Annotated in this window: 24 protein-coding genes; 11 read left to right on the plus strand and 13 right to left on the minus strand. The window is 57.1% G+C overall.

The window, feature by feature from the left end:
* Together glgB and malQ are read right to left on the minus strand one after the other, a co-directional pair.
* Complete coding sequence (gene glgB, locus HC757_RS05725) at positions 1-2,283, minus strand: 1,4-alpha-glucan branching protein GlgB (protein WP_169563364.1); 2,283 nt, start codon at positions 2,281-2,283, stop codon at positions 1-3.
* On the minus strand, positions 2,280-4,727 hold the full coding sequence (gene malQ, locus HC757_RS05730) for a 4-alpha-glucanotransferase (protein ID WP_169563365.1): 2,448 nt from the start codon (positions 4,725-4,727) through the stop codon (positions 2,280-2,282). Before malQ ends, glgB begins: the two co-directional genes overlap by 4 nt.
* A gap of 449 nt (positions 4,728-5,176) precedes the next feature.
* Here malQ and HC757_RS05735 point away from each other — a divergent pair, with 449 nt between their 5' ends.
* Positions 5,177-5,794 (plus strand): peptidylprolyl isomerase, encoded by a 618-nt coding sequence (locus HC757_RS05735; RefSeq protein ID WP_169563366.1) that lies wholly within the window; start codon positions 5,177-5,179, stop codon positions 5,792-5,794.
* A gap of 245 nt (positions 5,795-6,039) precedes the next feature.
* Here the strand turns inward: HC757_RS05735 and HC757_RS05740 are convergent, their stop codons facing one another.
* The 6 genes from HC757_RS05740 to betI all read right to left on the minus strand — a co-directional run bounded on the left by HC757_RS05740 (position 6,040) and on the right by betI (position 12,860).
* Complete coding sequence (locus HC757_RS05740; protein WP_169563367.1) at positions 6,040-6,525, minus strand: MarR family winged helix-turn-helix transcriptional regulator; 486 nt, start codon at positions 6,523-6,525, stop codon at positions 6,040-6,042.
* 278 nt (positions 6,526-6,803) lie between these two features.
* On the minus strand, positions 6,804-7,508 hold the full coding sequence (locus HC757_RS05745; protein WP_169563630.1) for a TorF family putative porin: 705 nt from the start codon (positions 7,506-7,508) through the stop codon (positions 6,804-6,806).
* Between the two features lie 63 nt (positions 7,509-7,571).
* Positions 7,572-8,789, minus strand: coding sequence for a BCCT family transporter (locus HC757_RS05750; protein WP_169563368.1), 1,218 nt, complete (start codon positions 8,787-8,789; stop codon positions 7,572-7,574).
* Between the two features lie 316 nt (positions 8,790-9,105).
* The gene (gene betA, locus HC757_RS05755) at positions 9,106-10,791 is read right to left on the minus strand and encodes a choline dehydrogenase (protein ID WP_169563369.1); all 1,686 of its coding nucleotides are present in this window, start codon (positions 10,789-10,791) and stop codon (positions 9,106-9,108) included.
* A gap of 9 nt (positions 10,792-10,800) precedes the next feature.
* The gene (betB, locus tag HC757_RS05760) at positions 10,801-12,264 is read right to left on the minus strand and encodes a betaine-aldehyde dehydrogenase (RefSeq protein ID WP_169563370.1); all 1,464 of its coding nucleotides are present in this window, start codon (positions 12,262-12,264) and stop codon (positions 10,801-10,803) included.
* Complete coding sequence (gene betI / locus HC757_RS05765; protein ID WP_169563371.1) at positions 12,255-12,860, minus strand: transcriptional regulator BetI; 606 nt, start codon at positions 12,858-12,860, stop codon at positions 12,255-12,257. The genes betB and betI overlap by 10 nt, the downstream gene beginning before the upstream one ends.
* A gap of 504 nt (positions 12,861-13,364) precedes the next feature.
* Here betI and yiaY point away from each other — a divergent pair.
* The 3 genes from yiaY (at position 13,365) to HC757_RS05780 (ending at position 15,435) form a co-directional block, all read left to right on the plus strand.
* Positions 13,365-14,525: an L-threonine dehydrogenase gene (gene yiaY / locus HC757_RS05770; RefSeq protein ID WP_169563372.1), complete on the plus strand. Its 1,161-nt coding sequence runs from the start codon at positions 13,365-13,367 to the stop codon at positions 14,523-14,525.
* Between the two features lie 171 nt (positions 14,526-14,696).
* Positions 14,697-15,062 (plus strand): cytoplasmic protein, encoded by a 366-nt coding sequence (locus HC757_RS05775; protein ID WP_169563373.1) that lies wholly within the window; start codon positions 14,697-14,699, stop codon positions 15,060-15,062.
* Between the two features lie 157 nt (positions 15,063-15,219).
* Positions 15,220-15,435, plus strand: coding sequence for a hypothetical protein (locus tag HC757_RS05780; RefSeq protein ID WP_169563374.1), 216 nt, complete (start codon positions 15,220-15,222; stop codon positions 15,433-15,435).
* Positions 15,436-15,456: 21 nt separating this feature from the next.
* Here the strand turns inward: HC757_RS05780 and HC757_RS05785 are convergent, their stop codons facing one another.
* Positions 15,457-15,825 (minus strand): acyl-CoA thioesterase, encoded by a 369-nt coding sequence (locus tag HC757_RS05785; protein ID WP_169563375.1) that lies wholly within the window; start codon positions 15,823-15,825, stop codon positions 15,457-15,459.
* A 284-nt stretch (positions 15,826-16,109) separates the two neighbouring features.
* Between HC757_RS05785 and HC757_RS05790 the strand changes: the two genes are divergently transcribed.
* The 3 genes from HC757_RS05790 (at position 16,110) to HC757_RS05800 (ending at position 20,128) form a co-directional block, all read left to right on the plus strand.
* On the plus strand, positions 16,110-17,606 hold the full coding sequence (locus HC757_RS05790; RefSeq protein WP_169563631.1) for an alkaline phosphatase family protein: 1,497 nt from the start codon (positions 16,110-16,112) through the stop codon (positions 17,604-17,606).
* Positions 17,607-17,633: 27 nt separating this feature from the next.
* Complete coding sequence (locus HC757_RS05795; RefSeq protein WP_169563376.1) at positions 17,634-19,262, plus strand: alkaline phosphatase family protein; 1,629 nt, start codon at positions 17,634-17,636, stop codon at positions 19,260-19,262.
* A 65-nt stretch (positions 19,263-19,327) separates the two neighbouring features.
* Positions 19,328-20,128 carry a hypothetical protein gene (locus HC757_RS05800; protein ID WP_169563377.1) on the plus strand — a complete coding sequence of 267 codons (801 nt, stop codon included), beginning with the start codon at positions 19,328-19,330 and terminating at the stop codon, positions 20,126-20,128.
* 95 nt (positions 20,129-20,223) lie between these two features.
* On the opposite strand, the gene ltaE is transcribed toward HC757_RS05800, so the two are convergent.
* Positions 20,224-21,240, minus strand: coding sequence for a low-specificity L-threonine aldolase (gene ltaE, locus HC757_RS05805; RefSeq protein WP_169563632.1), 1,017 nt, complete (start codon positions 21,238-21,240; stop codon positions 20,224-20,226).
* Between the two features lie 381 nt (positions 21,241-21,621).
* On the opposite strand from ltaE, the gene HC757_RS05810 reads away from it, so the two are divergent.
* Positions 21,622-22,263 (plus strand): trimeric intracellular cation channel family protein, encoded by a 642-nt coding sequence (locus HC757_RS05810; protein ID WP_169563378.1) that lies wholly within the window; start codon positions 21,622-21,624, stop codon positions 22,261-22,263.
* A gap of 83 nt (positions 22,264-22,346) precedes the next feature.
* On the opposite strand, the gene tpx is transcribed toward HC757_RS05810, so the two are convergent.
* From tpx to HC757_RS05825, 3 genes are all read right to left on the minus strand, one after another.
* The gene (gene tpx, locus HC757_RS05815; protein WP_425313951.1) at positions 22,347-22,946 is read right to left on the minus strand and encodes a thiol peroxidase; all 600 of its coding nucleotides are present in this window, start codon (positions 22,944-22,946) and stop codon (positions 22,347-22,349) included.
* A 206-nt stretch (positions 22,947-23,152) separates the two neighbouring features.
* Positions 23,153-23,980 carry a mechanosensitive ion channel family protein gene (locus HC757_RS05820; protein WP_169563379.1) on the minus strand — a complete coding sequence of 276 codons (828 nt, stop codon included), beginning with the start codon at positions 23,978-23,980 and terminating at the stop codon, positions 23,153-23,155.
* Between the two features lie 332 nt (positions 23,981-24,312).
* Positions 24,313-24,873, minus strand: coding sequence for a DUF4136 domain-containing protein (locus HC757_RS05825; RefSeq protein ID WP_169563380.1), 561 nt, complete (start codon positions 24,871-24,873; stop codon positions 24,313-24,315).
* 324 nt (positions 24,874-25,197) lie between these two features.
* Here HC757_RS05825 and yciH point away from each other — a divergent pair, with 324 nt between their 5' ends.
* From yciH to ruvX, 3 genes are read left to right on the plus strand one after another with little or no spacing between them, the layout of a single operon-like run.
* The gene (yciH, locus tag HC757_RS05830) at positions 25,198-25,527 is read left to right on the plus strand and encodes a stress response translation initiation inhibitor YciH (protein ID WP_169563381.1); all 330 of its coding nucleotides are present in this window, start codon (positions 25,198-25,200) and stop codon (positions 25,525-25,527) included.
* 34 nt (positions 25,528-25,561) lie between these two features.
* A complete protein-coding gene (locus tag HC757_RS05835; RefSeq protein ID WP_169563382.1) occupies positions 25,562-26,122 on the plus strand; it encodes a YqgE/AlgH family protein in 561 nt (186 codons plus the stop codon).
* A gap of 25 nt (positions 26,123-26,147) precedes the next feature.
* Complete coding sequence (gene ruvX / locus HC757_RS05840; RefSeq protein ID WP_169563383.1) at positions 26,148-26,570, plus strand: Holliday junction resolvase RuvX; 423 nt, start codon at positions 26,148-26,150, stop codon at positions 26,568-26,570.
* Positions 26,571-26,583 lie beyond the last annotated feature (13 nt).

Here is a 26,583-nt window from a genome sequence, read left to right on the forward strand (position 1 = left end):
CTAGGCCTCAGTGTCCGTAGCACAGTCCGTAGCGCTGTCCGCAGCGCAGGCCACACCGCCAGGCGTGGCACCGGCAATCACGGGCGTCAGCACTATGCAGGCCAGCGGCGGCACTGTGATCAGCGCGCTGCAGGCCTGCCCCTGCCAGGGCTCGGGCTCGGCGACGACCAGGCCGGCATTGCCCTGGTTGCTGCCGCCATAACAGTGGCTGTCGCTGTTGAGGCATTCGCGGTATTCCCCCGCCAGCGGCAGCCCCAGCCTGAAGCCCTGGTGCAACTGTGGGGTCATGTTGACGACGAAGATCAGGCTTGCATCCTCAGGGCCGCCCCGCCGCATGAAGGCAAACACGCTGCTCTGGCTGTTGTCGCAATCGAGCCAGACGAAGCCCCCCGGGACATGATCCGTTGCCGCCAATACCCGCTGCTGCCGATACAGAGCATTGAGATCCCGCACCCAGGCCTGCACCCCCTGATGGGGTGCATACTCCAGCAGATGCCAGTCGAGGCTGCGGCCATGATTCCATTCGTCGCGCTGGGCAAACTCATTGCCCATGAACAGCAACTTCTTGCCCGGATGACCCCACATGAAGCCATAGTAGGCCCTCAGGGTCGCAAACTTCTGCCAGTCGTCGCCGGGGATCTTATGCAGCAAGGAGCCCTTGCCATGCACCACTTCGTCATGGCTCAGTGACAGGATAAATTGCTCCGTATGGGCGTACATCAGGCTGAAGGTCAGTTGATTGTGGTGATGGCCGCGGTACAAGGGATCTCGCCCGAGATAGCTCAGGCTGTCGTTCATCCAGCCCATGTTCCACTTGAAGCCGAAGCCCAGGCCCTTATGCTCAGTTGCCTGGGTCACCCCGGGCCAGGCGGTAGATTCTTCCGCTATCATGCAGATGCCGGGGAACGCCCGATACAGACGGCGGTTCAGGTTCTGCAGGAAGGCGATCGCCTCCAGATTCTCACGCCCTCCCTCGGCGTTGGGCAGCCATTGATCCGCCTCACGGCTATAGTCCAGGTAGAGCATGGACGAGACGGCGTCGAGCCGCAGACCATCGAAATGAAACTCCCGCAACCAGTAGCAGGCATTGCTGAGCAGCAAGCTCTGCACCTCGCCGCGGCCATAGTTGTAGATCAGGGTATCCCAGTCCGGATGAGTGCCCTGCCGCGGATCTTCATGCTCATACAGGCAAGTGCCATCGAAGCGCGCCAGGCCATGGCTGTCCCTGGGAAAATGGGCCACCACCCAGTCCAGCAGCACGGCGATGCCGGCGCCATGGCAGGCATCGACGAAGGCCTTGAGCCCCTTGGCGTCCCCGAACCTGTGGCTGGGAGCGAACAGGCCAACGGGCTGATAGCCCCAGGAGCCGTCGAAGGGATACTCGCTGATGGGCATCAGCTCTATGTGGGTGAACCCCTGCTGCTGCACATAGGGAATGAGTTCGCGCACCAGATCTTGATAGTCCAGGTACGCCTGGCCGTCGTCCCCCTTACGGCGCCAGGATCCCAAGTGCACCTCGTAGATGGACATGGGCGCCTGATGCCAGTGGGTGTCGGCCCTGCGCTCGAGCCAGGCGGCATCCTGCCACTCATGGCTCGTCTCGGGCGGCACCAGGGAGGCATTATGGGGCGGGCACTCCATGACCTTGGCATAGGGATCGGCCTTGGTCTGGCATTCACCGCTTTGCCGCTGGATCTCAAACTTGTAATGGGCCCCCGCCTCGACACCCGGGAGGAAGATCTCCCATAGGCCGTTGGCCAGATGTTGCCGCATCACATGGCTGGCACTGTCCCAGTGATTGAAGTCGCCCAGCAGGGATACCCTCCTGGCATTGGGCGCCCAGACACAGAAATGCACCCCGGTTACCCCTTGGTGGGTGCGCCAGTTGGCCCCGAGAAACTCGTAGGCCCGCTCGGCCGAGCCCTCGCCGAAGAGGTATGAGTCATCGGCATTGAGCAGGCTGGCGAATTGATAGGGATCTATGATCTCTTGCCGGCATAGGGGGTACTCGACCCTGAGCTTGTAGAGGAAAGGCTTGACCCTGCGACCCAGGCTGCCGGCAAACAGCCCCTCGTCGTTGAGCTTCTCCAGGCTGGCAACCTTGCGGTTATCTTTCAGGCCGACGACATCGACACTCATGGCGCCGCGCAGGAAACAGCGCACACTCAGAGCCTTGCCTTGGTTTATGCTGTGCATCCCCAGCAGGGAAAACACATCTATATAGTCGCCGTTGAGCAGCGCTATGTCGGCGCCATCATGAAAATAAGGAGCGTTATGTGTCATATCTCTCTCTTCCTTAAGTTGGGCCTTGGGTCGGCTGGGTGTATTTCAAACGCCTCTTCCCCCCCTGAGTCTTGCTTGGGGGCCGGGTTTGAGCATTGGCTTAGGTGCTGATCTCGATTCCGCTCCTGGTTCTGGCTCTGGTTCTGGTTCTCGTGCCGGCAATGGCGACTGGCGGCCAAGCGCTGCAGCCAGTCCGCCACCTCGGCACTGTTGAAGATCTGCTCGGTACTCAGGGGCAAACGTCGCTGCCAGTTGGGGTATTGCTGCCAGGTCCCGGGAATATTGACAGGGTGCTTCTCCGCCAGCAGATCGGCCAGCTGCACGCTGAACAGGGCAGAAGCCCCAGAGGCCGCCAGGCCTATCCACTCGGGCAACAGGGCGGAGAAACGTATCCCGTCCAGCGCCATGCCGCTCAATGCCCCGCTGCGCCGCCCTATGGCGGCTATGAGCGCCTGCTTATCCAAGTCCCGCTCCTGCAGCGCCTGTCCCAGCAATTCATCCGTCTCCAGCAAGCCCAGCTGCCGGCGCAGGTGCAGGTCACTGCCACACCACCAGGCGGCCAGGTTGGGCACATCGTGGTTGGCCAGCATCATCAGGCTCTGTGGCTTATAGGCGGCCGGCGGCTTGAACCCCCGGGCATCGCGGCAGAAATAGAAGAGTTCGTTGGAATAGATGCCGGCATCGGCCAGCGCCGAGATGATCTCCACAGGCACCAGCCCAAGATCTTCGCCTATCACCAGGCAGCGGGCCCTCTGGCTCTCGAGACAGAGGATGGCGAGCAGGCTGGTCAGCGGATAATACACATAGGCGCCCTCGCCCAGACGCTTATCCAGTGGCCACCACCAGAGCCGCAGCAGGCCCATGATGTGATCCAGCCGCAATGCGCCGCAGGACTTCATGTTGGCTCGCAGCAGGGCGATGAAATGCCGGAAGTCATTCCGCTTGAGGCCGAGGGGATCCAGGGGCGTCAGGCCCCAGTTCTGGCCCTGGGGCGCGAAGGGATCCGGCGGTGCCCCTATGCTGGCGTTGGCGCAAAACTCGTCGGCATGGGTCTGCACCTCGGCCCCATGGGACAGGGCGCCGACGGCCAGGTCACGCACCAGGCCTATGCCCATGCCCGCCTGTCTGGCCTCCAACTGGCATAGCTCCAGCTGGCCGGCGGCGACAAACTGCAGGTAGAGGTAAAAATCCAGCTCCTGTGGCAGGGACGCAGCCCCCCTGGCCAACTCGAGCCGGGCGAAGGCCAACAGGCCCTCCCCCTCCGTCGCAACGAAGGCATGAAACTTCTGCGCCCTGGCGCTGCAAGGCTTCAGGTGCTCATCACGAAATGCCGCATATAAGCATGCCAGGGCCTGGTATTTGAGGCGGCCGACGCCGCCGTAGTCGAGCCAGTTATCCCTGTTCAGCTCGGCTCTGGCCTGCTGCCACCTGGGCCCGGAAAATTCCTCCTGCAGGCCGGCATACTCGGGAACGGCTTGGAGACAGATATACAGGGGGTTGAGCCTGAGGCGATCGCAGGGGCTATAGGGGCTGGCCTGCTCGGGGGCGGCGATATCCAGCGCATGCAGGGGATTCAACAGGATAAAATCGGCGCCCCTGGCGGCGAGCCGGCGCAGCAAGTCTTGCAGATCGCCGAAGTCGCCTATGCCCCATTGCTCCTCGCTGCGCAGGCTGTAGAGCTGGATGCTGATGCCCCAGGGGCGGCGCACGGGCCGCTCCTGGGGCGCCAGCATGCCCTGATAGGCCATTCTCGGTGCCACCATAAGTGTGCCCAGGTATTCACTTTCTGCCTCTGGTTCCTGACTCCCTGAGGGTGTCAGCAGCCGCAAGCGCACCTCATGGTAGCCAAGCCCGAGCACAGGCGGCACAGCCTCTTCGACCGGCTCGGCCCGGGAAGCATCGGCATTCTGCTCTGCATGAGTATCGACCGGGTGGGCATCGACCGGAGGGGTATCGACCGGGTGGGGACCGCCGAGATCTATGCGGTAATTCTGGTAACGCCTGTCGCCTATGCGGTAATCGCCTATGGGGCGCAGCGCACTTGCAGGCACGCAAAATAGCAGGCTCTCGCCGCTCTCAGTGGTCAGTTGCAGCTGCAGATGACCGCAGAAGTCGTCGGCGAGATAACAACTTAACCAGGCATCATCGACATGACACCAATGAAACCCGGGCAATACCCGGGTCCAGGGATGGGCATCCAACTCATAGATGCGCTTGTCTATCCAGCTGTCCTGGGCCTGCTCCACCCTGAGCGGCGCCGCCATGGAGGCGACCGAGTCATGCCCGGCCACATGGGGCTGCGCCGGCGGCTCGGGTAACGAACCGCCGACCATGGCGCTCAGCACTCCCAACCTGTCTTCCTGGGGGATCCGTATCTGCCGGCCAAAACAGTCGACGAACTCGGCTCCCACTCCGTGCAAATACAGTAACTGCTCCAGCCCCATATTCGTCGACCCCGCGACAGTTTACCCATGTCCTAGATAGGCAGTAACCATGCCAGCGGATCATAACAGGATGAAGACAGATTCATTTCAGCGCCATGACAGAGAACTTCCATTGCAGATCATTGGCTTGCGATAAGAGCATGGCGGGGGCGCAAGGGAAGAATGCCCCTTTGCCGGCCGAGTCCCTCCGGCTTAGGGCACTAAGATGAAGCAAATGTGCACAAAAAACGTGCATGCAGATGCATCTAAGGCAAGGGGGCGAGCGCGTCCCTCTGGTTCTGGGCTGCAACCTCACGGGCCCACTCGAACCCATGAAACAAACTCGAGTGCAACACTTTGTATCTTATGCAGTTATTGACTTGCATCCCATTCATGCCCTTGCAAGAATGCATTCCTTGACCGAGTCAATCCGTGCATTTTCGCAGCAGCTTCAGATTTAAGGACGTCACATGAAAAAACTCCTAGTACTGACACTCAGCAGCCTGGTCTTCGCCTGTGGCTCGGGCGAAGACGGCAATCCAGTCCCGCCGCCGGTCACACCGCCTGAGACGCCCCCCAGCCTGGAGGCCGACATCTGCTACCTGATGAGCACCAGCATGGGGGAGATCCGCCTGGCAATAGATCTCAGCAACACGCAGGTTACGGGCCAGAACTTCAAGCAGTATGCCGACAAGGGCTTCTACGATGGCACCCTGTTCCACAGAGCGATCGACAACTTCGTCATCCAGGGCGGCGGTTTCACCACGGAGCTGACGCCCAAGCCGGCCGATGCCCCCATCAAGAATGAAGCAAGCGTTGGCCTGAGCAACAAACGCGGCACCCTGGCGATGGCCCGCACCAACGATCCCGATTCCGCCACCTCGCAATTTTTCATCAACATACTCGACAACCCACAGCTGGACGCCTCCGCCAGCAGCTATGGCTATGCGGTATTCGGCGAGGTGACCCAAGGCATGGAGGTGGTGGATCAGATAAGCATAGTCGAGACCGCCACGGTCAAGGGCATGGCAGATGTGCCCAAGACGGAAGTGCTGATCGACAGCCTGACGGAAGTCACCTGCAATTGAAATAGCCTTAAATTGGAATAGTTCGCAATTGGAGTCGCCGGCAGAGCACCACGGGCAACATGATGGGGCAACAAAAGAGCATGGTGGCGCGCCGCGCAGCAAACAAAAAAGGTGTCCCCCGGGACACCTTTTGCACTATTTCTCTGCACTGTTTTCTGCAATATCCTCTGCACCATTCTCTGCAATATCCGCTGCAATATTCTCCGCACTGCTCTGGCCTTGTGCGGTTCTCAACAGGTCCAAACCTAGTGCTGGGATTCATCGTCCTGGATCTGGCCCACCAGCAACACGGGCGCCGCATCGAGCTCCTCGGCATCCATCATGGAGGCGATACGCTCGACCGCCGACAGCAGCTGGCTCTGTTCCCAGGTTTCCAAACCCTGGTAGCGCTTGATGAAATGTTCCTGCAACGGCTTGGGTGAACTTTCGAGCAGGCTCTTACCCGCCTCGCTCAGATACAGATGCACCTTGCGCTTATCCGACTCGCTGCGCCTGCGGATCACTAAGTCCCGGCTCTCGAGCCTGTCTATGATGTTAGTCACAGTCGCCGGACTCAGGGTGATTTCCTGGGCCACCTGCTTGGCCAGGGGCGCCTCCAGCTGAGCAATTTTTTGCATCACCATCAGCTGTGGCCCGGTCAGCCCCGACTGCTTATTCAGCTGACGAGAGTGTATGTCGATGGCGCGAATGATCCTGCGCAAGGAGATCAATAACTGTTCGTACTTTTCCATAATGCCCTTTCTCTATTATCGACTGCACAATAGCAGAAAACACGCCAACACTCATGCCTCAAATGCCACTCTAAGCCTAATTTGCCGAGATATCTGCAACAACCCGTGGCTGGCCGCCCCGGCTGCATGCATGGAAGCAGAAAACAAAATGGCAGGGCAAGATGTTCATCTTGCCCTGCCATCCGGATTTTCCTGGCCGGCCGTCGGTTAGGTGCCCGGCCGACGCAGGGTCTATGCTTAGAGGCTGAAATTTGGCTTAGAAGCTGAAACCGCTCGGCCTAGAAGCTGAAGGTGCGCGACACGGTCAACACCAGGCGTGCGTCGGCCCTGTCGGTATTCATACTGGTATCTTCGGCTGCCAGGTTGAAATCGAAGCCACTCCAGCTGGTCATATAGGCCAGACGCACATGGTTATAGGCCTCATGCGTATCCCAGGCCCACTTGTCCGTGTTCCCCGAAGTCGAGCGGTCGACGCTCAGGCGCAGTGTATGGCCTTCGGCCACTTCGAAGCTATGGGCCAACATGGCAATATAATGATCCGCCCCCATCCCGAAGTAGTCCCAGCTATACCAGAAGTTGGCTTCCGAATGCCCCAGAGAAGAGTCATAGCCAAACTTGGCATAGACTTCAGGATAGTAGTAGTCAGCGGATGCGTCATCGCCATGATAGGTATAATAGGCGATACCCGTATCCAGGCTGACACGCTCGCTCAACTGTTGGTAGTAACCGCCATAGAAGTCCAGCTCCAGCCAGGTATCCTCGGCACTGCCGAAGTCTACGTTCGAGGCCCAGGATCCCAGATACCAGCCGTTGTCGGCGGCATAATCCAGGCTGGCCTGCAGCGCCGGGCCATTATCCGTCTGGCTGACACCGTTGAAGCTGTAATCAGAGGCGCCGGTCACAGTGGCGGACAGGCCGGCATGCGCCGCACCGGACAAGGCTGCCAGGCCCGAAAAGGTCAGGGCCAATAACGTTTTTTTCATCATGATCTCACTGTTTTTATCTAGTTAGTTTTAAACATATCGCTTCAAGTTCACAGACGGAGGCTAGTTGGCCATTTCTATCTTATTGAAATCTATTTTGTTATCCCGAGGCGAAGCCTCTATCTCACTCACAATCCTGAATTTTTTCACCAGGATATAACCCAGGCAGGCAAATATCAGACCTATGGCCAGGGCCCCCACCCATTGGATCTGCAGGAAATCCAGCTTGAACAACAGGGTCAATGCCGACATGGCGACAAGGTTGCCGAAGAAGTATTTAAGCTTGCCAAAGCGCGCCACCGTCAGCCCCAGGTTGTCCGTATAGAGGCGGATCAAGGAGTCCAGCGAGTTGATCACGAACAGCACCCCGACCAGCACCATGGCCAAGTTGTAGAAACCCGCAGTTTCCAAGCCATTGGCGTTGTAGTAATAGAGCACGGTAAACCAGATGGCGATGGGGATGGAGGGGAACACCATCATGGCCAGCAATACCTGATAGGTCTTGAGGCCACCGACGAAACGGGAAGTGAACTGGCCTATCATTATGCTCCAGGCGAACCACCAGAAGAGGTAGAACTCATGGTAATCGTTGATCGGCAACACGAAGTGGTGAATGTTGACGAAGTAATCCCCCAGCAGGGCGAAGCTGGTTAAAAACTCCCCCGGATGGTTGCCTTCTCCCAGGAAGGCACCGCTCCACATCAGGGCGATCAAGCCGATGAATAACCAGGTGCTGCCCAGACTGAGGATACGGACATATCTGAGGCTGGTGCTCGAATACACCGCCGCGGCTATGACCAGAAAGACGATCAAATAGAAACTGCCGACCAAGGTTTCACCGTCGCCGAGTTCGGGCAAGTACCAGGGCAAATTGGTCAGCAACAGATAGGCGGTGAAGGCACAGGTGCCTATGATCACCAGATTATTGATGAACTTGACCCAGGGGATGTCGAAGAAGCGTACCCTGGGCTCAATGACACAGAAGTAGAAGCAGGTCAGGAAGTAAAACGCCCAGATCAGGAAGGCCCAGAAGCCAAACTCTATCGCCAAAGGGTTACTGAAACCATATTCGGGGCTGGCGGCAGTATTGGCATAACCGGCAAACTCCGTCAGGGGGAACATGATGAGCCCCACATCCAAACCCGAGGTAAATAGGATGGCGATAAAGGTAAAGGTACGTACAGGTGTCACCCCGACGCACTTGAGATTACCCCAGCGATATAGCACGAACGCGATTGCCGTGAAGGTGAATAGAATCCCCGCGGATAGCCAGCCGGTCATTTCAACCACCCAGCAGCATGAGGCAAATAAGACATAGTTATTGCTCCTTATTTTTATTTAAACGCTATTTATCAATAGCTTGATTAAGGAACACAGAGCAATTCTTAAAGCCGTAAACGGCCTCAAGCCTTAAGTATCGCTTGCCGGGCAGTGCACACTGCCAACCTTGATAGCGATAGTTAAACCCTGATAGCTTGCGCCGTGTTCCAATGCTGGGCCTGGGCCCCTTGCTGAGTTCAGCCGGACCCGACCGAGTCGGTCTGGCTGTTCACTGACAGGGCCCGCCCGAACGGGCCCTCTATGTTGATGGCAGGCATCAAGCCGGCTGCCGCTTGGGCTCCCCCTGGCGTTGCTGCCTTTGCCAATCCGTGTCCATGCCGACCTCGGCAGGGCTCGGCGCCAGCACCCGGTGGCCGAGGATGAGATCGGCGGCGCGCTCGGCGACCATGATGGTGGGCGCGTTCAGATTGCCATTGGGAATGGTGGGGAAAATCGATGAGTCGACGACGCGCAACCCCTCCATGCCCCTGACCCGGGTCTGGGGATCCACCACAGCCATGGCATCCACGCCCATCTTGCAGGAGCATGAAGGGTGATAGGCACTCTCGACCGCTTGACGCACGAAGGCATCTATCTGTTCATCCGTCACCACCGAGGTTCCCGGCTGGATCTCTTCGCCGCGATAGGCGTCCAATGCCGGCTGATTGATGATCTCCCGGGTCAGACGCACGCAAGCCCGAAAGCCTTCTCTGTCTGCTGCATGGGAAAGATAATTGAAGCGAATTTGTGGATGCGCCCTGGGATCGGCACTGACGGCCGTGACTGCGCCGCGGCTCTTGGGCTTGTTATGGCCAATATGCACCTGAAAACCATGACCGGCGAAGGCCTCACGACCATCGTAACGCATGGCGGCAGGCAGGAAATGGTACTGAAGATCCGGCCATTCCACCCCGGCCTTGGAGCGGATGAAACCACAGGACTCGAAATGGTTGGTCGCCCCCAACCCGCTGCGATTGAGGATCCAGCGGGCGCCTATCAGCAACTTATTCCAGGGATCCAGCTTGCCGTTGAGCGAGATGGGTTGCTTGCATTTGAACTGGAAATAAAATTCCAGGTGATCCTGCAGGTTTTGGCCAACACCCGGCAATTCATGGCTGAGCGGGATCCCTGCCCGTTCCAGGCTGGCGCGCTCACCTATGCCGGACAGCTGCAGTATATGGGGCGAACCTATGGAGCCGGCCGAGAGTATCACTTCCTTGCTGCAATGCAGCTCCTCGACCTTGCCCTTGCGCTCGAAACGCACCCCGACGGCACGCTTACCCTCCAACAGCAGCTTATGCACCAGGGCATGGGTCAGCACAGTCAGATTGGGACGGGACATGGCGGGCCTGAGGTAGGCATTGGCCGTCGACCAGCGCACCCCATTCTTTACCGTCATGTGCATGGGGCCGAAACCCTCCTGCTGACGCGCGTTATAGTCCAGGGTGTGGAAATAGCCGGCATCGACACCCGCGTCGACGAAGGCCTGGTACAGGGGGTTCTGCATTTGGTTGCCGTTGTTGACCCCAAGGGGGCCAGTGCCGCCCCGGTAGTCATCGGCGCCGAAGGCCCAGGTTTCGGCCTTTTTGAAGTAAGGCAGGCAATGGGCGTAGTCCCAGCCCTCGGCTCCCGTCTGTTGCCACTCGTCGAAGTCCCTGGCATGACCACGGACATACACCATGCCATTGATGGAGGACGAGCCCCCAAGCACCTTGCCCCTGGGGCAATGCATGCGGCGGTTGTTTAGCTGTGGCTCAGGCTCGGTTTCAAACTGCCAGGCGTATTTCTTGCTGTTCATGGGGATCGACAGGGCGGTCGGCATCTGGATGAAGATGCTCTTGTCGCTGCCCCCGGTCTCGAGCAGCAGCACCCGGTTGGCGCCGTCGGCGCTGAGCCTGTTGGCCAACACGCAGCCCGCCGACCCTGCGCCTACTATGATGTAATCAAATTTATGCTCAGGCATGGGGTCTCCTTAAAATGGACTCTCGAGTGGCGTCAATCCCACATACACTGCCTTGAGCTGGGTGTAATGCTTGAGGGTTTCGCTGCCATTCTCCCGCCCTATACCGGACAACTTGTAGCCACCGACCGGCATCTGCGCCGGTGAGGCGCCGTAGGCATTGATCCAGCAGATCCCCGCCTGCAGCTGATGTATCACCCTATGGGCGCGGCTGATGTCCTGGGTGAAGACCCCGGCCGCCAATCCCATCTGGGTATCGTTGGCGCGGCGCACCACTTCATCTTCATCGCCGAAGGTCAACACGGACATCACAGGGCCGAAGATCTCCTCGCGGCAGATGCGCATCTCATCCCGGCAGCGGCCGAAAATGGTGGGGGCAACGAAGTAGCCATCGGACGCATCGGCAGGACTCAGGGCCTCACCGCCATGCAGCAGCTCGGCACCTTCGGCAATGCCCTTGGCTATGTAACCCAGCACCTTGTCTCTGTGGGACTCGGAGATCAGCGCACCGAAGTTGGTTTCGGGACGCATGGGATCCCCTATCACCAGGTTGTTGCGGGTGCGCTCGAGCAGCTTGTCGATGAAACTGGCATAGACAGCCTCATGCACGAACACCCGGGTGCCATTGGTACAGATTTCACCTTGGGTGTAGAAGTTGGCCAACATGGCGGCCGAGACCGCATTGTCCAGGTCGGCATCGTCGAAGATGATCAGCGGTGATTTTCCGCCCAGCTCCATGGTGACGTCCTTCAGGGAGCTGGCCGCCGCCGCCATCACCTTCTTGCCCGTGCCGACTTCCCCGGTGAAGGACACCTTGGCAATGTCGGCATTCAGGGTCAGCCAGGCACCGACGGCGCCATCACCCAGCACCACGTTGAAGACCCCATCCGGCACCCCAGCCTCGGTGAAGATCTCCGCCAGCTTCAGCGCCCCCAGGGGGGTCTCCTCCGAAGGCTTGAAAATCATGACGTTGCCACAGGCCAATGCCGGCGCCGATTTCCAGCAGGCAATCTGCAACGGATAGTTCCAGGCGCCGATACCGGCACAGATACCCAGGGGTTCACGGCGGGTATAGTAAAAGTCGCTGCCCACCTGTTGCTGATTGCCTTCGATCGACGGCGCTATGCCGGCGAAAAATTCGATGGCGTCGGCGCCCGTGACCACGTCGACAACCGAGGCCTCCTGCCAGGGCTTGCCTGTATCCCCGACTTCGATCGCCGCCAGCTCATCGTTGCGCTCACGCAGCAAGGCCACGGCTTTAAGCAGTATGCGACTGCGGTCGGTGGCGCTCATGGCCGACCAGAGGGCAAAGCCCTGTTTGGCACCGGCGATGGCCGCCTGTTTGATCTTGTCATCTGCGACTTCGACCTCATAGGCCACCCGTCCCGTCGCCGGGTTGATGACCTCGAAGGTTTCACCCGTGGCGTTGGCCAGATACCGACCCGAAATAAAATTCTGATAGCACTTCAATGACATGTTACTGCTCCGTATTGGGCTAATTTGTCCGCAATAAACGCCTTACACAGGGCTTCGGCCCGCTCAAACTCGGGAGCCGGATCGGCGCTCAGGGCGCTGCGCAACCAGAAGCCATCTATCATGGCGGCGGTCTGTTTGGCGGCCGGGTCCACCTGCTCAGGCGGCAGGCATTGCCTGTAGGAGTAGCGTAAATTGCGGTATAAACGCTCGCTGTTGATATTCTGTAATCTGCCCAGGGCGGGATCGTGCATCGCCTGGGACCAGAAGCTCAGCCAGGTCTTGGTGGCCGGGCTGGAACGCTGTAATTCGGTAAAGTTGGCCTCGACTATCATCATCAGCCGTTGCGACGGCGATAAAGGCGCGCCGGCGACCCGTTCGAGCAATGCCAGCTTCAGCTGCGACAGCAGATGCCTGAGGGTCGCCTGGATCAGCCCCTGCTTGCCGCCGAAATAATGGCTGATGATCCCGGATGACATGCCGGCGAGTCGGCTTATGCTGTTGATCGTGGTGTTCTGCAGGCCAAACTCCGCCACCGAAGCCAGGGTCGCATCGACCAACTGCTGCTTGCGCACTCTGGAGATGTCTGTTGTTTGCATAGCTGTGTGCCCTGTCGCTTGCCTGGCCCATTTTGCCGGGAAGCAAGCATTGATTGAACGTTCAATCAGCACAATACTAATGATTCGAACAGTAATCATCAAGTGCAAACTCGGCAATGGTCTGGCCTAGACCTGAGGATTTATAAGTCTGTGGCAAGCTAATCAGTCACAGAAAATTGAGATTATTTACATTAAAAACAATTAAGTAAGTATTCCTTTGATTTGTTTTGGCAGCAACGGTAATGGGAAATAATATTTATTGAAATAATTACTGATGATATGAATTTTAGATGATGCCGACCTCTCAAAACGCCATTTGCGCCATGGAGGCGCCTGATCCTGCCAGGCAACGGCGGCGCCGAATGTCATTATGTGACCCGGGTGGCAAGCCATGAACGCCGGTCCCGCTTTAGGTCCTTTGGTTGACGCAGATCAAGCCCGAGTCGGCAACGCCTTGTTAGCTTAACCCCAACATCTATTGACTCAAGCATTCGAGGTAAGGCTATGACTGCTAAATTTTTTATCCCTTCGGTCAACCTGTTGGGCCAAGGCGCGCTGGATGATGCCATAGAGGACATCAAGACACTGGGATTCGAGCGTGCCCTGATAGTGACGGATAAGCCCCTGGTCGAGCTGGGACTGGTGGCCAGAGTGGCCGATAAGCTGGCGACCCTGGGCATAGCCAGCCGTATTTTTGATGGGGTTCAGCCCAACCCGACGGTCGCCAACGTCGAGGCCGGCTTGGCCCTGCTGAGGGGCACCGGCGATAGCCAGGACTGCGACTTTGTGCTCTCACTCGGTGGCGGTTCGCCTCACGACTGCGCCAAGGGCATAGCCCTGGTAGCCAGCAACGGCGGCAGCATCAAGGACTATGAGGGCCTGGACAGATCTGCCAAGCCTCAGCTGCCCCTGGTGGCGATCAACACCACGGCCGGCACCGCCAGTGAGATGACGCGCTTTTGCATCATCACGGATGAGCGCCGCCACATCAAGATGGCGATAGTAGACAAGCACACCACCCCCATCATCTCGGTCAACGATCCCGAGCTGATGCTGGCCAAACCCGCGGCGCTGACGGCGGCAACCGGCATGGATGCCCTCACCCACGCCATCGAGGCCTATGTGTCGACGGCGGCCAACCCGATCACGGATGCCTGTGCCATCAAGGCGATTGAACTGATCGCCGCGAACCTGGCGACAGCGGTCGAGCATGGCGAGGATATCCATGCCCGTGAGCAGATGGCCTACGCCCAATTCATGGCGGGTATGGCGTTCAACAATGCCAGCCTGGGTTATGTTCATGCCATGGCCCACCAGTTGGGCGGCTTCTATGACTTGCCTCACGGCGTCTGCAACGCCCTGCTGCTGCCCCATGTGCAGCAGTATAACGCCGAGGTGGCGGCGCCGCGCCTCAAGGCCGTGGCCCAGGCCCTGGGGGTAGACGTCAGTCTGATGGATGATGAAGAAGGCGCGGCGGCGGCGATTTCGGCCATCAAACGCCTGTCCGTTGCCGTACATATCCCGGAAAACCTGAGCTTGCTTGGGGTCAAGGCCGAAGACATTCCGACACTGGCGACCAACGCCCTGAAAGATGCCTGCGGCTTCACCAACCCCAAACAGGCGACCCATGAGGAGATTTGCCGGATCTTTGCCAACGCCCTCTAGCGGTCTGCAACCAGGCCCGGTTCCGCACACTCGGCCCGGGCCTGGTTGGGCAAGATTAATTACCGCGAACACAGAGAGTTAGCGGGCCTGAACTAAACTTGAATAATGGTTGACCGAATAGAAAAACGGTGCCTATGATGACAAGAATCTCCCCGAACAGGTAGGTAAATTATGACAGCGATAACCCATGTATATAACTACACTGTAAGATGCCCGCATTACAAAGATAACGAACAAACTGCCAGCTGGCTCAATCACATAGAGATCAATCAATCCTGCGAAATTGCCCTCAACCGCATGACCAAATGGCATGAGCAGGCGGGCAATAAAAGCTTCGAAATGAATAAGTTTGTGGTGCGCAAGGCAGACAATGAAGACGCCTATTTCTCGATGCAGAGCGACAGACTGAAAAACGATGGCCATGCCTTGGTCACCTTCAAGATACTGCTGGACAACTGCTGTGAGGACGCCTCGGCGGAGCTGATAATGCAGCACCTGATCGAAGATTATCAACATAGGATCGCCAAGCTGGGCTAAGGTGCAGCCGAAACGCCGCGTCCGTCCCGGCCTTTCCGCCGGCGACGGGCGCTTTTACCGGGTGCGTTTTACTGGCCATAGCTAATACTGGCCATAGTCAAGATTTACTGGCATATTCCCTGGGTTAATTCCCATCCATTATCAAGCCGGAGTGTCTATGCGCCTCTTCAACACCCTGATTATTTCAGCCTTAACATTGGCCAGCCTGGCCGCCTGTGCCGATCTCAAGCAGGCAGGCAGCTCGATCGGCCATGCCGCCAAGGACACCACCAAGGCCATAGGCCATGCTACCCGGGATACCACCAAGGCCGTAGGCCATGCCTCCCGCGATGCCGTCATCTCGGTCAAGGAAGATCTCAGCAAAAAAGGCTGAGCCGCTATGCGCCGCCTCCGCTCAGGCGGCGTTCGCCCGCATGCCATGGGGCACGGGCTGGCCCTGCAGATCCACATTGACGAATACCATCTTCTCTATGCTCACCACTGGCACCTGGCTCAGCTTGTTTCTCACCTCGCACCTTACCGTGATGGAACTCTGCCCCAGACTCAGCAATTCCAGGCCGAACTCGATCACATCCCCCTGGCGTGCGGGCATCATGAAATTGATTTCCGAGATGAGTTTGGTCACATGGCGCTGACTCTTCATCTGACATCCGGCAAAGATGGCCGCCTCTTCATCTATCCAGCTCAATAATTGCCCGCCAAACAAGGTATTGGCCGGATTTAAATGTTCGGGTTTAATCAAGCGACGACTGTAGTATTTCATGGTTGCTGCCCTCCATAGGATAGAGTCAATTCAACAGCATTTTCTGCGCCACATCTATTTCCACATTAAAAACAATAAGATATATAGAGGCATCAATCTGCTTCAGTCTAAGTTGCACCAAAGCTAGCCTTTGTTGCACCCGAAAGATCCGCTTCAAAGTCACAATTAAGACATAAAAATGCAATCTGTATGACCTTGGAACGTCACATTCATCTCCGACAATCTTGGCGCGTTATGACAGGGACCTCCCCCACACTTCAAAAACAACAATGGTGATGAAAGTGATGAATATCAAAAAATTAGCTGCGCTTGTTTCCTGCAGTTTGATGTCTATGGCGGCCAACGCTGCAGTGCTGCCGACGACTCAGACCGACAGCCAGTGGTTCAAGGACAGTGCAGCCAACGTCGCTGCCAAGACGCAGCTGGAGACCAAGGCACACGCCAAGAATGTGATCCTGTTCGTCGGCGATGGCATGGGGATTTCCACCCTCACGGCGGCACGTATTTATCAGGGCCAGCAGATGGCCGGCAATAAGGGCGGCGAGGAGAACTTCCTCAGCTTCGAGCAATTCCCCCATACGGCACTGGTCAAGACCTACAACACCAATCAACAAACCCCGGACTCGGCCGGTACCATGACAGCCATGGCCACAGGGGTAAAATCCAAGGCCGGGGCCATTTCAGTTTCCGACGCCAGCCTGCGTGGTAACTGCCTGTCATCCAAGGGCAATGAACTCATCAGCCTGGTGGATCTTGCCAATGCCAAGGGCCTGTCCACAGGCATAGTCACTACCGCCAGATTGACCCATGCCACGCCGGCGGCGACCTATGCCCATACCCCGGAGCGCGACTGGGAGTCGGACGCCAACTTACCGGCAGAAGCCGTTGCCAACGGCTGTACCGACATCGCCAGCCAATTGGTGATGCGTGATGAAGCCAACGCCCTGAGCGTGGCCATGGGCGGTGGTCGCAGTTACTTCATCCCCAACGACGTCACGGATGGCGAGAACAAGAAAGGCAAGCGCAAAGACGGCCAGGATCTGACCAAGGCCTGGGTCGACAAGTTCAGCAACGCCGCCTATGTCTGGAACCAGGCAGGTTTCGATGCCATAGACACCGCAGCCACGGATCACTTGCTCGGTCTATTCAATCCGTCACACATGCAATATGAAACCGACAGGAGCGATGATGTCGGCGGCGAGCCATCCCTGACGGAGATGACAGCCAAAGCATTGGAAATATTGAAGAAGAATGACAAAGGTTATCTGCTCATAGTCGAAGCCGGCCGCATAGATCACGGTCACCATGCGGGGAATGCCAAACGGGCACTGATCGACGCAGTGGAATTATCCAATGCCGTCAAGGCCGCCGTCGCCGGCACAGATCCGGACGATACCCTGGTCATGGTCACGGCAGATCACAGCCATGTGTTTACCATCGCCGGCTATCCCAAGCGCGGTAACCCCATACTCGGACTGGTGCATAACGTCGATGGCAGCCTGGCCATCGCCGACGATAACAAGCCATACACCACCCTGGCCTACACCAATGGTCCCGGCGCTGTGGAAGGCGTCCGTGATGATCTCACCTCGGTCGACACCCAGGATAAGGACTTCATGCAGCAGTCTCTCATCCCTCTGGGCAGCGAGACCCATGCCGGCGAAGACATAGCCCTGCATGCCACGGGTCCAGGCTCTCAGCTGGCTCAAGGCGTGATAGAGCAGAACGTTATTTTCCACATTATCAATCAGGCGCAGCAGCTTGGCGGCACTAAGTACTAATAACCAATTAACAGAGTGGGAATGAAAATGAACAAGAAATTACTGGTACTTTCGATAGCAGCGCTGCTGGGATTGGCGGCATGTGGCGACGGTGAGACGGGCGAGACGGGTGCCAATGGCACGGATGGTACCAATGGTGCCGATGGCAGCAAGGGCCAGGACTGGACCTCGGTCAACCAATGGTATGTCGATGGTCAGGCACGGGTGACCAAGGCGGCGGGTCTGTCTGCCAATGATGAAGCCGGCGCCGCCAAGAACGTCATACTCTTCGTCGGCGATGGTATGGGTGTGTCCACCATCACCGCGGCCCGCATTCTCGATGGTCAGCTCAAGGGGCAGACGGGCGAGGAAAACTCACTGTCGTTCGAGACCCTGCCCTATGTCGGTCTGTCCAAGACCTATAACGTAGATGGTCAGACACCCGACTCGGCCGGCACCATGAGCGCCATGATGACAGGGGTGAAAACCGATGTCGGCGTCATTTCCCAGGCCGAAGGCGTCGAGCGGAGTAATTGTGCTTCTGCCGATGGCCAAAACCTGGTGACCTCACTGGAACTGGCCGCCATGGCCGGCATGTCTACCGGCGTGGTCACCACGGCCCGTATTACCCATGCAACGCCGGCGGCAACCTATGCCCATGTCCCCGAACGCAACTGGGAGGCAGATTCAAACCTACCCGCCGAAGCCGTGACCAATGGCTGTAAAGACATAGCAGCTCAATTGCTGGACTTCAGCTATGGCGATGGCCTCAACGTGGTCATGGGTGGCGGTCGCCGGGCCTTCATCCCCAAGACCATGACAGATCCCGAAGGCAAGGCGGGTAAACGCAACGACGGTCGCGATCTGACCGCCGAATGGCAGACCAAGTACCCCAATGCCGCCTATGTGCAGGACAGGGACAGTTTCCTGGCGGTAAATCCCCAGGTCACAGATCACTTGCTGGGTTTGTTTAACTCTTCACACATGGAATACGATCTGGACCGCACCGAAGCCGGTGTGACGGGTGAGCCTTCGCTGGCGGAGATGACGGCCAAGTCCATAGATCTGCTGAAGAAGAACGACAAAGGTTTCGTGTTAATCGTCGAAGCCGGCCGCGTAGACCATGCCCACCATGCGGGCAATGCGGCACGCGCCCTGCACGACACCATAGCCTTGTCTGAGGCAGTACGTGTCGCCATGGAGAAAACCTCGGCAAACGACACCCTGGTGATGGTCACTGCGGATCACAGCCATGTGTTCACCATTGCCGGCTATCCGACCCGGGGTAACCCTATCCTGGGCCTGGTGAAGAGCAACGATGCCAATGGCTTGCCTGCGACGACCAACTCCACGGATAACAATGGCCTGCCATACACCACCTTAGGTTACGCCAACGGCATGGGTTATGCCTCATTGGCAACGGGTGGTGACGAGCGTTATGGCTTCCCTGTGAATAGCGGTCGCAAGGATCTCAACTATGTCGACACTCAGAGCCCCGGATACCATCAGGAAGCGCTGATCCCGCTGGGTGACGAGACCCATGCAGGTGAAGACGTGGCTATCTTTGCCCGGGGTCCGAGTGCCAATCTGATCCAAGGCACAGTCGAGCAGAACCACATATTCCACGTCATCAATCATGCCGCTAACCTGGTGGCTAAAGCCGAAGCGGCGCAATAAGCGCTGCACCGGGCAAGCGCAGCACGGCTGCGCTTGCCTTTTGTTATTTTGATTTGGAGAGCCAAATGAAGTCTTGGTTACTGGCATTACCTCTTATAGGCCTGGGTTGCACAGCTGCAGCCCACCCCCTTTCCTCCCCGGCATCGGTCGGCACCTCAACCGACACCCAAACAACGGCTTCGCAGCTGTGCGCTCCACTGGATGCCGAACATCTCAGCGCCCATTATCTCATCAAGAATGAGGCGGGCCAAAGCTGGCAGATCCGCTTGCTGCGCAAGGATCGTAACCTGATAGTGCAGCGCCTGGCTCAGGCGGATGTCCAAAAGCAGGCCGGCCAACAGCAAGTCCAGAGCTTCGAGTCCTGGACCCAGGACGGTGAATATGTGCGTTACTTTCCCAGGGAGAAACGCTCCATCACCTACAGGAAGGGCGATCTCCGCGCCCTGAATATCCAGTATGACGGCGACAGCCTCTACCATCTGGTGCCGAGCAAACTCACGACCGAACTTGAACCCGGGGCCCAGTCCCAACAGGGCTGTTTCGCCACTCAAACATATCGCGGCGAACGCCATGGTGTCAGCATGGATCTCGCTTGGATCCCGGCACTGGCCTTGCCCTATGGCTTCAGCCATCACCAGGGGCAAGATGCATTGAGCTACCAGTTGGTCGACGCCAGCCCCCTGAGTGCGGCCGAATTCGACGCCATGATTGCAGATTATCAGGACCTGGATTTCGCCGATGTGGGTGACAGCGAGTCAGATCCTTTCATCGCCAAGATGATCCACCAGGGCTTCATTCAGCATGGTGGCTCAGGCTTCTACGACAGCGAGGGGCGTCCACTGGCCGATGGCGGTCATGGCCATTAACCGCCATTGACATTGACCCATGCCTATCGTTCGCTCTGGTTAACTCAGCCTACGGACAAGCCAATCAAACAGCCTGCAATCGCAGGCTGTTATCTTTAACTCTGTCTGAGCAGGGACTTGAGCTCCAGCACCAGCTTATCTATATCGGCACGGCCAACATCCTTGTGGGTCACCAGACGCAGGGTGGCAGCCGGACTGATGAGGACTCCCCTGGCCTTGAGCTCCGCTGCCAACGCCCCTGTGTCGACCCCGGCGGCGACCTTGGCATACACCATATTTGTCTGTACCAGGCTCATGTCTATGTCAAACTCGGCTATCTCGCCCAGGGCCCGCGCCAGGTAGGCGGCATTGGCATGGTCTTCACCCAGACGCTCGACCTGCTCCGTCAGTGCCAGCTTGGCCGCCGCGGCCAGGATCCCCGCCTGGCGCATGCCGCCACCCAGCATCTTGCGCCAACGAATGGCCTTGGCGATCAGTCGGCTGTCGCCGAGCAGCAAAGAACCCACAGGGGCACACAGGCCCTTGGAGAGACAGATGGAGACAGAGTCGAAGTGTGAGGTGATGTCGCCGATGGCGATATTCTGTGCCACCGCGGCGTTGGCGACCCTGGCACCATCCAGGTGGATCTTGAGTCCATGGTTGAAGGCCAGGGCCTGGGCCTGGGCGATATAGCTCTGGGGCAATACCTTACCCCCTATGGTGTTCTCCAGGCTCAGTAGCCGGGTGCGGGCAAAATGCACATCGTCGGGTTTGATCGCCGCCTGGATATCACTCAGCAATATGCTGCCATCGCCCTGGTTGGTCAGCGGCTGGGGCTGTATGCTGCCCAGCACAGCCGCACCGCCGCCTTCAAACTTGTAATTGTGGGCCTGCTGACCGCAGAGGTACTCATCACCCCGGTCGCAATGGGACATCAGCGCCAGCAGGTTGGCCTGGGTGCCGGAGCAGGTAAAGAGCGCCGCATCGAAACCGAACATCTGCGCCGCCATCTGCTGCAGCTCGTTGACCGTAGGATCGTCGCCATAGACATCGTCACCGACCTCGGCTCTGGACATGGCCAGGCGCATGGCCTGTGTGGGTTGAGTCACTGTATCACTGCGAAAATCTATCATCTTGGCCTCATCAGAATAACTGTTGCCGGCAAATACCGAGCGGGTGCGGTTCGACTTTACCCATAGCGCGTCGCGCTGTACAGGCTTGTCATTTGAATTTAACGGCAATTTTGCTTAATAGACGCCATCAAGCCGGCGTCGTCATGGGCATCAGTATGGGCATCGGCCGGGAACAAGAGGTCCACCCAAGGATTATCAATAAGTATTTATGATGCAAACATTTAACATTGACGGCCAAATTATCGGCAAAAACCACACTATCAAGCACATCCACATGAAACCAAAGATTAATAAATCTAATGATTGAATGCATTTTTACTCATTGTATTTATCCGGCGGGATCAGGCAGAATTTGCCTCTTTACGATCAACAACAGACACTATGCAAGAAGCTCAATTTATCGGTTTACTCTGGACTATCGGGATCCTGGCCGAGGCCATGACGGGCGCACTGGCCGCCGGTCGCAAACAGATGGATCTTTTCGGCGTCGTCATCATAGGCTGCGCCACCGCCATAGGCGGCGGTACCCTGAGGGACATACTGCTGGGGAATTACCCTTTGATCTGGGTCGAGAATTGGCATTACCTGCTGGCCATCGCTCTGGCTTCGCTGCTGACTGTGGTCATAGCCCCTGTGATGCGCTATCTCTCTAAGCTCTTTCTGGCGATCGATGCCCTGGGACTGGCGGTATTTTCCATTGTCGGCGCCCAGAAGAGCCTGATGTTGGGCTTCAGTCCGGTAGTGGCCGTGGTGATGGGACTGGTCACTGGGGTATTTGGCGGGGTGATCCGGGATATTCTCTGCAACCAGGTGCCGCTGATCTTCCAGAAGGAACTCTATGCGGTGATCTCCCTGCTGACGGCCGGACTCTATATCCTCCTGCTCCAGTATCAGGTTGAGGAATGGCTCAATCTGCTGGTCTGTCTGGCGACCGGTTTCAGCCTGCGGATGCTGGCACTCAAGTATCACTGGTCCATGCCGACCTTCGATTACCAATCCGGCACAGATAATCCCATGCACTAGGCCTAGGCTTTGGGCTTTGGGCTCTGGGCACTGAGCACTAGCGACTAAGGTTAAGGGGGAAGCCGAATTCCCCCTTAACAGCATCAATCCCCCTGTTCACTTATCCGCTTCAGGGCCGCCAACGCCGCATCATAGTCCGGATGATGGCTGATTTCCCCCACCAGTTCACGGTACTGCAAGCGCCCCGCGGCATCTATGATCAGGATAGCCCGCGCCAGCAAGCCTTTGTTCTCGATCAACAGGCCATATTTGTCACCGAAGTCACGCCAGACAGCATCGGATAACACTTTGATCTTATCGACACTCTCGGCCTTGCAGAAACGCTTCTGGGCGAAGGGTAAGTCTGTGCTTATGGTCAGCATCACCACCTCGTCCGGATAGTGACCCACCTCTTTGTTGAAACGTTTGGTCTGCAAGGCACAAACCCCGGTATCCAGGCTGGGAACGGCGCTGATCAGCACCGTCTTGCCCTTGAAGTCGCTCAGGGTGACTGGGTTGAACTTGTCGTCGACCAGCCTGAATCCAGGCGCCATCTGCTGCAACCCGGGTTGTGTACCCAACAGGGTCACAGGCTTGTTGCCCATGGTAACCTGGGGCTTATCCTTGGCCATGGCAGGCCCCAACAGGCTCAGTCCCAAAAGACTCAGTCCCAACAAAGTACCCGGCACAGCGCTCATCGTCATTCTCATGGTCATTCTCCTCATAGTCGTGCTCATAGCTGCGCTCATAGTCGTGCTCATAATCGTGTTCATAGTAGCGCTAATAGCCGCGTCACAGTATTGTCTGCATTTGCAATACGTCCACAGGGCACTCAGGCTACAGCGGCCGATAACAAATTACGGGCATAAAAAAGGTCGGCAACAGCCGACCCAGAGTTCCAAGCGAGCCATTATCTGGCCGCGGCAACTTCTTTAACATGCAAGTCCATTTGTGGAAATGGAATCGAAATGTTGGCGGCATCCAGGGCATTCTTGATCTGCTCCAGCAGCTCGAAACGGCCGGCCCAGTAATCGGCGGTCTTGACCCAAGGGCGAACCACGAAGTTGATCGATGAATCCCCCAACTCAGCCAGAGCGACAGTATAGCCGGGATCTTTCAGCACATACTGATTATTGTCCAATACGCTCTTCAGCACTTCCTTGGTCCTGGCTATGTCCGAATCATAGGCCACCCCTATGATGAGATCGACGCGCCGTTCACCCAGGGCAGAAAAGTTGGTTATTGTGCCGTTCATCATGGCAGAGTTTGGCGCCACTATGACTTTGTTGTCCGGGGTACGCAACTTGGTCGAAAAGATGGTGATCTCGTCTATGGTGCCGGCAATCCCGGCGGCCTCGACATAATCGCCGACCCGGCAAGGACGGAACATCACCATGAGGACACCCGAGGCGAAGTTAGACAAAGATCCCTGTAATGCCAGGCCAACCGCTAAGCCGGCGGCACCCAGCACGGCAATCAGGGAGGCGGTCTGCACGCCAATTTGCCCCAGGGTGGCGATGACGGTAAACACCAGGACCACGGCCCAGACGAGATTCGCCACGAATGAAACGACAGTTTTGTCGACTTTACGGTTATGCAAGACTTTCGTCGTCACTTTCTTGGTGACATGGGCCAGGTAGCGACCAACCAAAAATATGACTATGGCAAAAAAGACTTTCAAGCCATAGGTCATCAAGAGTTCAGGCGCTTGCTCCAACAATCCATCCAGGTTTTCCATTGGTTCACTCCATTAATTAATGACACTGATAACGTTATTTTATTCCAGCGATAAACTCGAGCCGACACCTTAATCCATCTCCAGCAGGCAAGCGGGTAAATATGCTGAGCCAGCAATCTCAGCGACGGCGCTGGCCCGAATGGCCCGGCGCTCATAAGCCTGGTCCTGCCGCAGAAGCTAACCGACACTATCACTGGCTTATCTCGCTGATTGTAAGATTGTATATTCAAATATAGCCAAGATAAAGCCACTAAATTCGCCCCCGACCATGGGGCCCAATAACGACGAAGCGGCTATTGCCGCTTCGTTGTTATTCCTATGTCACCCCGGGGCTATTTCATCGCCGCCTTGGGGGGATAATTTTGCATTATGCTGGCTACCGCAGCATTGATGATCTGGACTTTTTCCTGGGGGGTCTTCTTATCACGCACTGTGTCTGCCAGTGAGCCACGCCAAACCAGCTTATTGGTCTTGTGATCTACTATATCCAAGATCAGAGTCCCGACTTCGTATTCACGCACGCTGGTCTGGGTCTGCATGCCGGCGCCCCATCCCCAGGCAGGGCCGTAATAAGGGTTGTAACCGAAGTTACTGCTGAAGGTATCGACATCGATCTTCTTGTCTACCTTGGTCAGGTAATTCACCAGCACATCGGCATTGGCCATATCCACCTGTTTGAAGCCCTTCATGGCAAGCTCGGCATTCATCGCATCCCTGACCCGCTCATCCATCAAACCATCCAGTTGATAACTGGCGCCATCCATCTGCTTGGCGACCCAGGCATAGGTCTTATACTGAGTGAAATTTACCCCAGGGTCGTAATCCCAGGTCGTCTTGGTCGAACTACAGGCACTCAATGCCAGTACGACTACAGCCAACAGTAGTTTTTTCATATCGTCTCCAGGTTAGGAACCTATTGCACCCAGTGCATCTTGCCTCAGCTTACCTACTAGTCCCATGATCTACAAATGAATTTAATTTTATGTCAGCCTAGGTTAAGTTTGCACCGCCCACTCTCGCCTACACAAGTGGCATGGTCCACTACCTGTATTGATCATAGCCCATGCCAGGCGCTATTGCCTCTGACCGGGCCGGCGACGGTTCGCTTCAGACCCATTCCATCGCCAACATAAAGCCGTCAGAGTTCAAGATTTTAACTGCCAGAGACAGCGCTATTTTGGTAGACTGAACCGAGTTCAGGAAAAGGTTTAAGACAGATGAAAGCAGATCCCAACGTATCCTTGGTCTACAGTACAGATATAGGCCGCATTACCCAAGAAGCTGCGCCGCAGCAAGCGCCCGAGACCGACGGTATAGTGCGTATTCATAAAGACAGCAAGGGCCGCAAGGGCAAAGGCGTCTCCTTGATCAAGGGCCTGCCGCTCGACGATGCAGGGCTGAAGGCGCTGGCTCAGAAACTCAAGAAACAATGTGGTTGTGGCGGAACGGTCAAAGATTTCGTCATTGAAGTCCAGACAGATAACAGAGAGCAACTCAAGACCTTGTTGGAAAAGCTCAATTATAAGGTCAAACTCGCCGGCGGATAAGATTGCCAGCTTAACTCTGCTATGGAGCCAGTTAATGGATAGCCTGCAAAACCACTTGTTGATCGCCATGCCGTCGCTGCAAGAAACCTTCTTCGAGCGCGCGGTCATCTATGTCTGTGAGCATGATGCCAGGGGTGCCATGGGGCTGATCATCAACCGGCCATTAGGCATAGAGATAGATGAATTGTTGCGGCAGATGGAGCTGCCCGAGCAGCCCAAGGTCGCGACAGAGCTGCATGCCCAGGTGCTGATAGGCGGCCCCGTGACCCCGGACCGGGGTTTCGTGCTCCACGACGCTCAACCCCATTGGAGCAATAGTCAAACCTTGGCCAACGAACTCATGCTCACCAGCTCCAGAGACATATTGTCGGCATTGGGCACGGATAAGGCCCCGAAGCAGTTCATGGTCGCCCTGGGCTATGCCGGCTGGAGCAAAGATCAGCTGGAACAAGAAGTTGCCGACAACGTCTGGTTGACTATTCCCGCGACCAAGGCCCTGTTGTTCGAAGTGCCCTATGACGAACGTTGGCAGCAGGCTTGCCGCGCCTTGGGTTTCGATACCTGGCAGATATCCCACCAAACCGGCCATGCATAGTCGCCGGTCATAATAGACACATATAATGAATTCCAGAACCGTATTAGGCTTCGATTTCGGCACCAAGAGCATAGGTGTCGCCATAGGCCAGGAAATTACCGCCAGCGCCGCCCCACTCCTATCCCTCAAGGCCGTCGACGGGATCCCCAACTGGGATGAGGTAGGTCGACTCATCAAGGAGTGGCAGCCGGACCTGGTGGTGGTCGGCTTGCCGCTCAACATGGACGGCACAGAGCAGGACATGACCCACAGGGCGCGTAAATTCGCCAATCGCATCAATGCCCGCTTCGGCGTCAAGATAGCCACCCAGGATGAGCGGCTCACCACCACAGATGCCAAGGCCAGGCTGTTCGAGCTGGGGGGCTATAAGTCGCTCTCCAAGGGCCAGGTGGATGCCGTCTCGGCTGTGCTCATCATAGAGAGTTATTTCGAGAATCAATACGGCTAGTGCCCAATGCCGG

Source organism: Shewanella salipaludis, from assembly GCF_012911865.1.
Classification (GTDB): domain Bacteria; phylum Pseudomonadota; class Gammaproteobacteria; order Enterobacterales; family Shewanellaceae; genus Shewanella; species Shewanella salipaludis.

What these genes read in the sequence shown, in the direction of transcription:
- HC757_RS05800 (WP_169563377.1), top strand. Translation starts at nt 19,328, where the DNA reads ATGAAGTCTTGGTTACTGGCATTACCTCTTATAGGCCTGGGTTGCACA.
- ltaE (WP_169563632.1), bottom strand. Translation starts at nt 21,240, where the DNA reads ATGATAGATTTTCGCAGTGATACAGTGACTCAACCCACACAGGCCATG.
- HC757_RS05795 (WP_169563376.1), top strand. Translation starts at nt 17,634, where the DNA reads ATGAACAAGAAATTACTGGTACTTTCGATAGCAGCGCTGCTGGGATTG.
- betA (WP_169563369.1), bottom strand. Translation starts at nt 10,791, where the DNA reads ATGCCTGAGCATAAATTTGATTACATCATAGTAGGCGCAGGGTCGGCG.
- HC757_RS05775 (WP_169563373.1), top strand. Translation starts at nt 14,697, where the DNA reads ATGACAGCGATAACCCATGTATATAACTACACTGTAAGATGCCCGCAT.
- malQ (WP_169563365.1), bottom strand. Translation starts at nt 4,727, where the DNA reads ATGGGGCTGGAGCAGTTACTGTATTTGCACGGAGTGGGAGCCGAGTTC.
- yciH (WP_169563381.1), top strand. Translation starts at nt 25,198, where the DNA reads ATGAAAGCAGATCCCAACGTATCCTTGGTCTACAGTACAGATATAGGC.
- HC757_RS05740 (WP_169563367.1), bottom strand. Translation starts at nt 6,525, where the DNA reads ATGGAAAAGTACGAACAGTTATTGATCTCCTTGCGCAGGATCATTCGC.
- yiaY (WP_169563372.1), top strand. Translation starts at nt 13,365, where the DNA reads ATGACTGCTAAATTTTTTATCCCTTCGGTCAACCTGTTGGGCCAAGGC.
- HC757_RS05825 (WP_169563380.1), bottom strand. Translation starts at nt 24,873, where the DNA reads ATGAAAAAACTACTGTTGGCTGTAGTCGTACTGGCATTGAGTGCCTGT.
- HC757_RS05780 (WP_169563374.1), top strand. Translation starts at nt 15,220, where the DNA reads ATGCGCCTCTTCAACACCCTGATTATTTCAGCCTTAACATTGGCCAGC.
- tpx (WP_425313951.1), bottom strand. Translation starts at nt 22,946, where the DNA reads ATGACGATGAGCGCTGTGCCGGGTACTTTGTTGGGACTGAGTCTTTTG.
- HC757_RS05810 (WP_169563378.1), top strand. Translation starts at nt 21,622, where the DNA reads ATGCAAGAAGCTCAATTTATCGGTTTACTCTGGACTATCGGGATCCTG.
- glgB (WP_169563364.1), bottom strand. Translation starts at nt 2,283, where the DNA reads ATGACACATAACGCTCCTTATTTTCATGATGGCGCCGACATAGCGCTG.
- ruvX (WP_169563383.1), top strand. Translation starts at nt 26,148, where the DNA reads ATGAATTCCAGAACCGTATTAGGCTTCGATTTCGGCACCAAGAGCATA.
- HC757_RS05820 (WP_169563379.1), bottom strand. Translation starts at nt 23,980, where the DNA reads ATGGAAAACCTGGATGGATTGTTGGAGCAAGCGCCTGAACTCTTGATG.
- HC757_RS05790 (WP_169563631.1), top strand. Translation starts at nt 16,110, where the DNA reads ATGAATATCAAAAAATTAGCTGCGCTTGTTTCCTGCAGTTTGATGTCT.
- HC757_RS05835 (WP_169563382.1), top strand. Translation starts at nt 25,562, where the DNA reads ATGGATAGCCTGCAAAACCACTTGTTGATCGCCATGCCGTCGCTGCAA.
- HC757_RS05735 (WP_169563366.1), top strand. Translation starts at nt 5,177, where the DNA reads ATGAAAAAACTCCTAGTACTGACACTCAGCAGCCTGGTCTTCGCCTGT.
- betB (WP_169563370.1), bottom strand. Translation starts at nt 12,264, where the DNA reads ATGTCATTGAAGTGCTATCAGAATTTTATTTCGGGTCGGTATCTGGCC.
- HC757_RS05745 (WP_169563630.1), bottom strand. Translation starts at nt 7,508, where the DNA reads ATGAAAAAAACGTTATTGGCCCTGACCTTTTCGGGCCTGGCAGCCTTG.
- HC757_RS05750 (WP_169563368.1), bottom strand. Translation starts at nt 8,789, where the DNA reads ATGACCGGCTGGCTATCCGCGGGGATTCTATTCACCTTCACGGCAATC.
- betI (WP_169563371.1), bottom strand. Translation starts at nt 12,860, where the DNA reads ATGCAAACAACAGACATCTCCAGAGTGCGCAAGCAGCAGTTGGTCGAT.
- HC757_RS05785 (WP_169563375.1), bottom strand. Translation starts at nt 15,825, where the DNA reads ATGAAATACTACAGTCGTCGCTTGATTAAACCCGAACATTTAAATCCG.